Genomic DNA, 10516 nt, shown 5'->3' on the forward strand with positions numbered 1-10516 from the left:
TAACCAAGCGCCCAGTTGCGGCGTCTACACAAACTAATCAACTGTAAGAAATATGAAGTTTTTTATCGATACGGCCAGTCTTAACGACATCCGTACAGCCCAAAATCTAGGTGTATTGGATGGGGTAACGACCAACCCCTCGCTGATGGCCAAAGAAGGGATCACAGGGCAGGAGAATGTACACGCTCATTACCGGGCAATCTGTGAAATCGTCGACGGTGATGTGAGCGCAGAAGTGATCGCAACCGATTATCCGGGGATGCTGGAAGAGGGTTTGCAGCTTGCTGCACTGGATAGTAAAATCGTTGTCAAAGTGCCTATGACCGAAGATGGCGTCCGGGCCATCAAATATTTTAGCACCCATGGTATAAAAACAAACTGTACGCTGGTCTTTTCTGCTGGACAGGCGCTGTTGGCAGCGAAGGCTGGAGCCACTTATGTATCACCTTTTGTTGGCCGCCTCGATGATATTTCGGTGGACGGACTGGCGTTGATCCGTGAAATACGCACGATTTACGACAATTATGCTTTCTCTACACAAATTTTAGCGGCCTCGGTACGTCACAGTGCCCATATCCTCGGCTGCGCCCGCATCGGTGCGGACGTGATGACCGGCCCATTACAGGCGATCTACTCGCTGCTCAAACATCCTTTGACAGACAGTGGGCTAGCCCAGTTTCTTGCTGATCACCAACGCGTAGCCGCACAAATGAACAACTGAGATGGTAATGACAAAAAATAGTATACATAATTTAGAAGCTATTGTTAAGCAGGTCAGAAGAGATATTCTGCGGATGGTGCACGCCTGTCAGTCGGGGCATCCCGGCGGCTCACTGGGCTGCACCGAACTATTGGTCTGTCTTTATTTCGAACTGATGCAGCGAAATGATCAGTTTGATATAAATGGAGTGGGGGAAGACCTATTTTTTCTTTCGAATGGACATATATCCCCGGTGTTTTATAGTGTGCTGGCCCGCGCTGGTTATTTCCCTGTGCACGAACTTGCGACTTTCCGTAAGCTGAACTCCCGACTGCAGGGGCATCCGACGACCCACGAAGGACTACCGGGTATCCGCGTGGCCTCCGGTTCGTTGGGGCAGGGGCTGTCGGTGGCTATTGGCGCTGCACAGGCAAAGAAATTAAACAAGGACGGGCGGCTGGTCTATGTACTGATGGGAGACGGCGAATTGCAGGAAGGACAGGTATGGGAAGCAGCCATGTATGCCGCGCACAATAAGATGGACAATCTGATCGCGATTGTAGATTACAACGGTGCCCAGATCGATGGTGCGACCAAGGATGTCCTGTCGCTCGGAGATCTCCCCTATAAATGGATGGCATTTGGCTGGAAAGTCATTGAAATCAGACGTGGAAATGATATGGCCTCGGTGATCGACGGTCTCAGAAAAGCTCAGGAAATGACATCAGCTGGCGTGCCGGTGATGGTGCTGCTGCATACCGAAATGGGTAATGGTGTCGACTTTATGATGGGATCGCACAAATGGCATGGGATCGCACCAAGCGACGACCAGCTGGCGGCGGGATTAAGCCAGAATGCAGAGACGCTGGGCGACTATTAAGCATGGAACGAGAAGATATCGAAATTGACTAACATGAAGAAATATACATATACAGAATCGAAAGACACGCGATCGGGCTTTGGTGCCGGACTGCTGGAAGCTGGCAAGCAAGATCAAAATGTGGTCGCACTCTGCGCTGACCTGATCGGTTCGCTCAAGATGAACGATTTTATCAGAGCTTATCCGGAACGTTTTTTTCAGATCGGCATTGCCGAAGCCAATATGATGGGGATCGCTGCTGGACTCACTATCGGCGGAAAGATCCCATTTACAGGTACGTTTGCTAATTTTTCGACTGGTCGGGTATACGATCAGATTCGTCAGTCCATCGCGTATTCGGACAAAAACGTGAAGATTGCTGCTTCGCATGCCGGTCTGACGCTGGGAGAAGACGGAGCCACGCACCAAATACTGGAAGACATCGGGTTGATGAAGATGCTGCCGGGCATGACCGTGATTAACCCTTGTGACTATAATCAGACAAAGGCGGCAACCATTGCTGCTGCTAAGTATGAAGGACCGGTTTACCTGCGGTTTGGACGCCCTGTAGTACCTGTATTTACACCCGAAGATCAGGAGTTTGTGATTGGTAAGGCCATCTTACTCAATCCGGGGACGGATGTCACGATTATCGCAACCGGCCATTTGGTGTGGGAAGCCATTCAAGCGGGTGAAAAACTGGAGGAGCTGGGTATTGATGCCGAAATTATCAATATACATACCATCAAGCCGCTGGATGAGCAGGCAATACTTGATTCGGTCGCGAAAACGGGCTGTGTAGTCACGGCGGAAGAGCATAACCGGCTCGGTGGCTTGGGGGACAGTGTCGCGCAGCTGCTGATGCGACAGCTGCCAGTTCCTCAGGAATACGTCGCTGTGGACGATAGCTTTGGTGAATCCGGAACTCCAGCCGAACTCATGGACAAATACGGGCTAAATGCCGAAGCGATCGTAGCTGCAGTAAAGCGCGTCCTCGAGAGGAAATGAAAGAAGTAACAGGCAGGAAAAGTAACCTGAATAGTTGTATACAGTTAAATAGACCATAAAATGAGAAAGATCATCTGTACGGTATTGTTGATGTTTTCGGCGGCCTTCATGTTGCAGGCACAGCAGGCTGCACCGAAAGGTTTCGATGTTGAAAAGAAATTGGCTGTTGCCGGGAAAATCGATAGCATCATGTATCCGTCAAAAACTGTGGGCGTATCACGGAAAGCCTTGGTATATACGCCCCCCGGCTACGATACCACAAAAAGATATCCCGTGCTTTACCTTTTGCACGGAATCGGCGGTGACGAAAGAGAGTGGTTGCGGCACGGCAATCCAAAGGTTATTCTGGATAATCTATATGCCCAAGGAAAAATAGAGCCTATGATCGTTGTGCTGCCAAACGGCCGGGCGATGAAGGATGACCGTGCCGGCGGCAACGTGATGGCTCCCGACCGTGTGGCAGCATTTTCGACCTTTGAAAGGGATCTGCTGGACGATTTGATTCCATATGTCGAAGCGCAGTTCCCGGTTTTGGTAGCCCCAGAATACCGTGCCATTTTCGGCTTATCCATGGGCGGAGGACAAGCATTGAATTTCGGTCTGGGGAACCTTGACAAATTTGCCTGGGTAGGCGGCTTTTCATCGGCACCCAATACCAAGTTGCCACAAGACTTGATACCAGACCCGATGCTAGCAAAACGAAAATTAAAGCTGCTCTGGATTTCCTGTGGTGATCAGGACGGTCTGCTTAACTTCAGCAAGCGAACACATGATTATCTGGAAGCACATCAGGTGCCCCATATCTATTATCTTGAACCCGGAGGCCACGATTTCAATGTCTGGAAGAATGATCTCTATAATATTGCGCAACTCCTGTTTAAAAAGTGAAACGTTGGCCGTTGTTTCTGCCGTGAGACGGGACACGACACATGTTGGCCCTAGGCGCGGGCATGGTTAACGCAATATCTTTTTAGAACTTAGTATGATGAAAATGAAAAAACTAGTCCTGATTTTTGCTCTGATGAGCCAGCAATTGCTCTTGGCCCAGCAGGCGCATAATCCCGTCATCTTTGCCGATGTGCCGGACATGTCAATGATACGTGTCGGTGATACTTATTACATGAGCAGCACAACCATGCATATGAATCCCGGGGTACCGATCATGAAATCCAGAGACCTAATCAACTGGAACCTTGTCAGCTATGCCTATAGTCGTCTGGGTGATAGCGACGAACTGAATCTTGCAGGACAAAAGAATGCATATGGCCATGGCTCCTGGGCCAGCAGCTTGCGTTTTCACGAAGGTATGTACTATGTGAGTACCTTTTCTTCCAACACTGGTAAGACGCATATTTATTATACAAAGGATATCGAGCATGGTCCTTGGCAGGTCCGGGAATTTCAGCCCATGATGCACGACCATAGCCTGTTTTTTGACCAGGGGAAAGTGTACATGGTCTGGGGCGGGGGGCGCCTGCATATCGCCGAACTCATGCCTGATTTTTCGGGCATAAAGGCCGGAACACAGCGGGTGTTGATCGATAATGCCTCCTTGCCAGCCCTTGCTAGGGGCGAGAAGACTGCTGGCTTGCCGGCGGAGGGATCCCAGCTGTTTAAGATCAACGGCATGTATTACCTGTTCAATATCTCCTGGCCAGCAGGCGGAATGCGGACCGTCATTGTTCACAGAGCCTCCCGATTGGAGGGACCATATGAAGGACGGGTGGTCCTACAGGACCAGGGCGTCGCACAGGGGGGCTTGATTGATATGCCGAACGGGCAGTGGTATGCCTATCTTTTTCAGGATCATGGCGCTGTGGGACGGATTCCATTCTTAGTACCTGTCAAATGGAAGGATGGTTGGCCTGTATTGGGAGTGTCGGGCAAGGTGCCTACTGCATTGGACCTTCCGGCCAATAGGAGCCTGATGCCGGGGATCGTCGCTTCGGACGATTTTAGCCGTGAAGAAGGGCAGCCAGCGTTGCCGCTAGTGTGGCAATGGAATCACAATCCTGAGGATAGCTTATGGTCGCTAACGGAACGTAAGGGCTTTTTGCGTTTAAAGACAGGACAGTTGACCGACGATTTTTTACAGGCCAAAAATACGCTGACTCAAAGGACGATCGGTCCTTCCTGTAGTGGTACGGTCGTCATCGATGTGACCAAAATGAAAGATGGAGACTTTGCAGGACTGTCCCTACTACAGAAAAATTATGGACTCCTTGGGGTGCGCATGGAAGGCGGCAGCAGATCGCTGATTATGGTCAATGCCGGGTCCGGAAGCCCGCAAGAGGTAGCCAAAATACCGTTAAGTAAAAATGAGCTATTCCTAAGGGCAACCTGTGACTTTGCAGACAGAAAAGACATTGCCCGATTTTATTATAGTATCAATGGACGCGATTGGATAGCCATAGGCGATGAGCTGAAGATGAGTTATACTATTCCACATTTTATGGGGTACCGATTTGGCCTGTTTAACTTCGCGAGTAAAGAAGGTGGCGGCTATGTTGATTTTGACTATTTCCATATCGATACGAATTAAAACGATGATGAACAAACTTAATTTTATGCGTTTACCTCTCGGATTACTTATGATCTGCCTATGCTTAACAAGGCCTTTAAAAGCACAAAATCCGATTATCCAGACCAACTACACCGCTGATCCGGCACCATTGCTGTACAACGACCGGCTGTATTTATATACCACACATGACGAGGATGAGTCTACTTGGTTTAACATGAACGACTGGCGGGTGTATTCGACCAATGACATGGTCAACTGGACCGACCATGGGGCCATCTTGTCGTATACCGACTTTGAATGGGCTAAGGGAGATGCCTGGGCCGCGCAATGTGTAGAGAAAAACGGAAAATTTTACCTCTATGTGCCTGTTATCTCCAAATTCAACAACCGCGGTGCCATAGGTGTTGCCGTAGGGGACAGTCCATTGGGACCTTTTCACGACCCCCTGGGTAAACCACTGCTGCAAAGCGATTGGGGAGACATCGATCCCACCGTGTTTGTCGATACGGATGGTCAGGCGCACATGTACTGGGGCAATCCCAAACTAAAATACGTCAAGCTTAACGAAGACATGATCTCCTATAGTGATGACATCGTGGAAGTGCCGATGACTGCTGCGTCATTCGGAAAAAGGGACGGCGATCCGAAGCGGCCTTCGGGCTATGAAGAAGGCCCTTGGTTGTACAAGAGAAATGATCTCTACTATCTCTTCTGGCCGGGAGGACCATTGCCTGAATTTATAGGCTATTCGACGAGTAGAAAAGCCGAAGGTCCCTGGAGGTATGGCGGAGTTGTCATGCCTGCGGAAGGAAAGGCTTTCACGAACCATCCCGGGGTGGTTGATTTTAGGGGCAAGACCTTTTTCTTTTATCACAACGGTGCCCTGCCGGGCGGTGGAGGCTTCACGCGCTCGGTGGCCGTTGAAGAACTGAAGTTCAATCCGGATGGCAGTATCCCGGTAATGAACATGTCTCCCGGGATTAGCGAGGCCTTAGCGCCGGTGAATCCCTATGAGCTAACCCAAGCCGAAACGATCGCTTGGTCCGAACAGCTGAAATCGGCTCAGAATGATCAAGTAGGTGTTTTTGTCAAAGCCCTAAAAGATGGAGCCTATAGCAGTGTCAAGCATGTTGATTTTGGTGAAAGGGGAGCCACAACTTTCCGGGCGCGGGTAGGAACAACCCACAATGGTGGTGTAAGCCTCGAAGTCAGATCGGGTACTGTCGACGGGCCTTTATTGGCTACGTTACAAGTCCCCATAACAGGGGGCGACGATCGCTGGACGACGGTGGAGAGTGTGCTGTCCAACCGGATGACAGGTGTGCATGACCTATACTTTGTCTTTAAAGGAAAAGCTCCTTCCAATATCCTCCATTTTGACTGGTGGCGGTTTGGCAGATAAAAGAGTATTACTTCGACAGTGTACCAGCAGGATGTGTACAAAGGTAGGTAACAGGTGTTAAACATGTTAAGTGTCAGACTCCATTCTGTTCTGTCAGCTGTCGGTGGAGTGGTCTTAGGGGACAATAAAAAAATATTCAAAAACTAATTTATACATTATATGAAGAGATTACATATTGTCTTCAAAAAAAAGACAATCGCCTTATTATTTTCTGTTACGGGAATATTATCCACAGCCTCGGTGTTGGGGCAAAACAAGCAAGATGTCATACGGGATGCCAGTAAAAGTTTTGTGTATCAGTCTATTGGAAATCCCTATCTCCCCCTTTGGGAGCATCTTCCTGACGGTGAGCCCCGTGTGTTTGAGGATCCTGACCATCCCGGAAAATATCGGGCCTACATCATCGGTTCACACGACCTGCGCTTTAGCAGCTACTGTGGACCTGACATCCGAATGTGGTCGGCTCCCGTTGAAGATTTAAGCAGCTGGCGCGATGAGGGGGCTATTTTTACCTACCAAGTGGATGGAAAATGGGATGTGATGTACGCCCCAGACCTGGTGGAGGTCAAGAGAAAAAATGGTAAAAAAGAATATTACTTATTTCCACATAGCCGGGGGGAGCACCGTGAAGCGATGGTCGTCAAAGGTGATAGACCCAATGGCCCTTTTAAACCGATAAACCTAACTGCAGATGGCAAACGTACCTTGCCGGGTAGTATCTTGGGCTTTGATCCAGCGGTTTATATTGAATATATCACCGATCCGAACGATCCAGACTACGAAATTGGCTTCCGGGCTTACGGTTTTTGGGGCTTTCAGCGATCCATGGCTGCCCAGCTGGACCAGAATACGATGTATTCGTTGCGACCGGGAACGGAAATCATCAATTATCTTTTGCCGGCAAGTGCGCGATATGGACAGCTTCGTGATCCCAAAGGAACGACTTATCCCAACATTTTCCAGGGCGAGGATCTGGGAACCTTCAATTTTTTTGAAGCCTCGTCCATACGTAAGGTGGGCAATAAGTATGTCACGGTATATAGCGGGTATTCAGGGCCCGAATACGGAGTGGGGAGTTCCAACTCCACACTACGGTATGCTGTTGCAGACTCGCCACTGGGGCCCTGGAAGAGCGGCGGCGTATTGATCGACTCCCGTGCTCCAGTACTGAACCGAGATGGATCAGCCATTGAAACCAGCAATGCAGGGCACAATACACATGGCAGTATCGAACTCATCAATGGACAATGGTATGTTTTCTATCATAGACCACCACGTGGTTTTGGTTTTGCGAGACAGGCGGTAGTTGAACCCATTAAGGTTGAATGGGATGAAAAGAGTGTGAAAGATGGCGGAATGGTTAGCATACGGGCTTTTGATCCTGATCAGAATAACTTGACCATACGGGACAAACAGGGAAGAGAATACAAAGGGGCAGAGGTCACATCGGAAGGCTTCCATTTTTATGGGCTGGATCCTTATCAGTATTACTCCGCTGGATATGCTTGCTATCTTTCTGATATCAGCTTGCAGCAGGATTCCTGGGATGTTTGGGACAACCATATGCCGGTGACCAATCTAAAAAATGGTACCATTGTCGGATTTAAATATTTCGGGTTTGGTGGCCTCGATCAGGACAAGTTTGGATTGAAGGCATTTGAAGGTACCAAAGCGGGGAATAATACCGCTTTTAATGTATTTATTACGCCCAAAACGCAAGCAGCCTTTAAAATCAATGTATGGCTAGACGGCCCTTGGGACAATGATACCTGGAAAGGTACCCAAATCGCACAGATATCTGTTCCTGCAAACGCAAAGTCTGCTGTCACCCAATTTACCGTTGACGTATCGAAATATGTTGATCATCTGGATCGCAAACATGCGCTGTACTTGGTTGCAGAGGGAACGGAGGGTGAGGCTCTATTTGATTTTATTGGGCTCGGATTCAGTTCAAAAGTGCATAAAATTGAACGGCCCATATCACCTACTGTGCATGTTACGGTCAATGGTCAACGGCTGGAACTTCCTGCCATTCCAGTCAGGTCCACAGATAGCAACGGATTAATCGGCTATAATAACTACGAAATTGCTTATACGATGGCAGCGGGCAGTCAAAAAAATCCGGTAGTAAAAGCGTCCTCAGACAACCCGGCTGTTAAGATCCATGTTGAGCAGGCCAATTCAGTGACGGGCTACGCCGTGGTGGACTGCACATACAAAGGTCAGAAAAAAAGCTATCGTATAAAATTTAATCAGCCTTAGAGGACTGGGGCATGTTGTCTATTTTACTATATACATCAGGATTAAATTAATAAGAGAGGCATAGCCTCTCTTATTAATTTAATCCTGATCCCAATAATCGTCATCATAATCATCATAAAAATCTTCAGGATGTCTACTGATGGGTACATCATTGATGACACGCATGTTGGCCCGTCCGAGGTCTACATTAATCATAAATGAAGGGATATCTACCGAGAATCGCCAATTACCAGCATCTAAATACACATAGCCACCCCGGTAAGGATCGTAAAATGTGCGGTAGTCTTCAAAGTAAACATGATGTCGAGCATCATACCGATGTGCCCGCGCCCAAGCGGGAATACCGTGTTTGCGACGTTCTTTTTGATATTCTTTTCGTCTTTTTGCAGATTCCCGATAATACTCGGCTTCTTTTTTATCACGCTCACGATAATATTCATCTCTTTTCTTTTCACTTTCCCGAATATACTCGTCACGCTTTTTGTTGGCTTCTCTACGGCGTTCCCAACGCTTATCGTCGTCTCCACGCTGAGCCTTGACTTCATTCACCCCTGCAGTAAGTAGGGTAAGGCTGGCAGCCATTATTAAAGTAAACTTTTTCATAGCATCTGTCTAATTATCGAAGCACTATTCCAAAACTGTACCAAGTTTGGAATGCTGTCTTTTCGATATGACCTCGCTTCTTTGGAATAGTTTAAAACCGTATCCTAGATTATAGTCCTTCATATAACCCGACAGCCCTTTATGATCATTAGATATCTGAATAATCTGTTGGTCTACAAAGGGTAGTTACGTTTTTGGAAACATTATGCTGGTATTGCGGCAGATCAGCCATTGGTTTATATAAAGGGCCAAAAGCTTTCCAATGTGCATCCCGCTCGGTCATGTTTTCGAAAGTCGTCAGATAAATCAAATTAGGCATCGTGCTGCCTGCAATAACCTGACCATAGAAAACAGCATTAAAATTTAACTTGTTGAAGATATCGATCTCACCATTATTGAACATGGAGATTTTATTCGCAGATAACTTTTCCGTTGGAGCTTCATAACTTCTCAATTCGTAAACACGTTCACTTTTAGCAGATTTTAATTTTGGAAGAGAAAGAAAAGGCATCCCTTCAAATGCTTTCATTAAAATCGTTTCAATCCTGGAATATGGTGCATAATTATGTACAGCATCTAAGTACTCCTTCCCCGATGCTAAATACCTCTTATCTTTTAAAATATCGGCATCAAGGCTTGCAAATTTTTCAAGATTAGTCGAAGCACTAAATACGTAAACCAATTTGTCTGTTTTATCCTTATTGTCAATCGGTTTGAAAACACCGATCTCTTTAAACCCCAATTTGTGCATCGCTGGCAAGTAGGCTTGTTCAAGAAAACGATCGATCACCTGCTCCTGCTCTGTGGTCTGGAAGTGGTAAACTTTCAATTGAAAATAAGTGGTTGCAGCACGGGCAAAACAGCTGGATTGAATACTGATAAAAATTAATAGGATTACTATCCAATGTCCCTGATTCTTAGACTTGATCATGTTTAACATTTAGTTTTATAGATTTAGATTATTATTGTTTGTTTTTCTTATCATTAAGATAATACAGATTAAAAATAGGATATTTTTATATAATAACGTTGTTGAAGTCACAACTATTCTATTTTAGGTATATATTTTGCTATCAACGACTTGAAGTTGCTACATTTGAGTGGACATTAAGTTAAGAGAATTTTAATAACTTAAGAGACTTATGTCAAGAGAAAGAA

Annotated in this window: 9 protein-coding genes; 7 read left to right on the forward strand and 2 right to left on the reverse strand. The window is 47.0% G+C overall.

Annotation, left to right across the window (positions count from 1 at the left end; all coding sequences use genetic code 11):
- Positions 1 to 52: 52 nt before the first annotated feature.
- From fsa to HX021_RS18885, 7 genes are all read left to right on the forward strand, one after another.
- The gene (gene fsa / locus HX021_RS18855) at positions 53 to 721 is read left to right on the forward strand and encodes a fructose-6-phosphate aldolase (protein WP_286592109.1); all 669 of its coding nucleotides are present in this window, start codon (positions 53 to 55) and stop codon (positions 719 to 721) included.
- Between the two features lie 7 nt (positions 722 to 728).
- Positions 729 to 1580: a transketolase gene (locus tag HX021_RS18860; RefSeq protein ID WP_286592112.1), complete on the forward strand. Its 852-nt coding sequence runs from the start codon at positions 729 to 731 to the stop codon at positions 1578 to 1580.
- Positions 1581 to 1613: 33 nt separating this feature from the next.
- A complete protein-coding gene (locus tag HX021_RS18865) occupies positions 1614 to 2567 on the forward strand; it encodes a transketolase family protein (RefSeq protein WP_286592113.1) in 954 nt (317 codons plus the stop codon).
- Positions 2568 to 2627: 60 nt separating this feature from the next.
- On the forward strand, positions 2628 to 3455 hold the full coding sequence (locus HX021_RS18870; RefSeq protein ID WP_286592115.1) for an alpha/beta hydrolase: 828 nt from the start codon (positions 2628 to 2630) through the stop codon (positions 3453 to 3455).
- Positions 3456 to 3558: 103 nt separating this feature from the next.
- Entirely contained in the window at positions 3559 to 5109 is a 1551-nt protein-coding gene (locus HX021_RS18875) for a glycoside hydrolase family 43 protein (protein WP_286592116.1), read from the forward strand.
- 4 nt (positions 5110 to 5113) lie between these two features.
- Positions 5114 to 6493: a glycoside hydrolase family 43 protein gene (locus HX021_RS18880; protein WP_286592118.1), complete on the forward strand. Its 1380-nt coding sequence runs from the start codon at positions 5114 to 5116 to the stop codon at positions 6491 to 6493.
- Positions 6494 to 6652: 159 nt separating this feature from the next.
- A complete protein-coding gene (locus HX021_RS18885) occupies positions 6653 to 8755 on the forward strand; it encodes a hypothetical protein (protein ID WP_286592120.1) in 2103 nt (700 codons plus the stop codon).
- Between the two features lie 78 nt (positions 8756 to 8833).
- Here HX021_RS18885 and HX021_RS18890 read toward each other — a convergent pair whose 3' ends face one another.
- The gene (locus tag HX021_RS18890) at positions 8834 to 9358 is read right to left on the reverse strand and encodes a hypothetical protein (RefSeq protein ID WP_286592121.1); all 525 of its coding nucleotides are present in this window, start codon (positions 9356 to 9358) and stop codon (positions 8834 to 8836) included.
- 148 nt (positions 9359 to 9506) lie between these two features.
- A complete protein-coding gene (locus HX021_RS18895; protein ID WP_286592123.1) occupies positions 9507 to 10289 on the reverse strand; it encodes an NIPSNAP family protein in 783 nt (260 codons plus the stop codon).
- Between the last annotated feature and the right edge of the window lie 227 nt (positions 10290 to 10516).

The organism is Sphingobacterium sp. N143 (assembly GCF_030325625.1).
Lineage (GTDB): Bacteria > Bacteroidota > Bacteroidia > Sphingobacteriales > Sphingobacteriaceae > Sphingobacterium.

Bases quoted from the DNA above. Each gene is read 5' to 3' on its own strand.
- fsa (WP_286592109.1), top strand. From the start codon at position 53: ATGAAGTTTTTTATCGATACGGCCAGTCTTAACGACATCCGTACAGCC.
- HX021_RS18860 (WP_286592112.1), top strand. From the start codon at position 729: ATGACAAAAAATAGTATACATAATTTAGAAGCTATTGTTAAGCAGGTC.
- HX021_RS18865 (WP_286592113.1), top strand. From the start codon at position 1,614: ATGAAGAAATATACATATACAGAATCGAAAGACACGCGATCGGGCTTT.
- HX021_RS18870 (WP_286592115.1), top strand. From the start codon at position 2,628: ATGAGAAAGATCATCTGTACGGTATTGTTGATGTTTTCGGCGGCCTTC.
- HX021_RS18875 (WP_286592116.1), top strand. From the start codon at position 3,559: ATGAAAAAACTAGTCCTGATTTTTGCTCTGATGAGCCAGCAATTGCTC.
- HX021_RS18880 (WP_286592118.1), top strand. From the start codon at position 5,114: ATGATGAACAAACTTAATTTTATGCGTTTACCTCTCGGATTACTTATG.
- HX021_RS18885 (WP_286592120.1), top strand. From the start codon at position 6,653: ATGAAGAGATTACATATTGTCTTCAAAAAAAAGACAATCGCCTTATTA.
- HX021_RS18890 (WP_286592121.1), bottom strand. From the start codon at position 9,358: ATGAAAAAGTTTACTTTAATAATGGCTGCCAGCCTTACCCTACTTACT.
- HX021_RS18895 (WP_286592123.1), bottom strand. From the start codon at position 10,289: ATGATCAAGTCTAAGAATCAGGGACATTGGATAGTAATCCTATTAATT.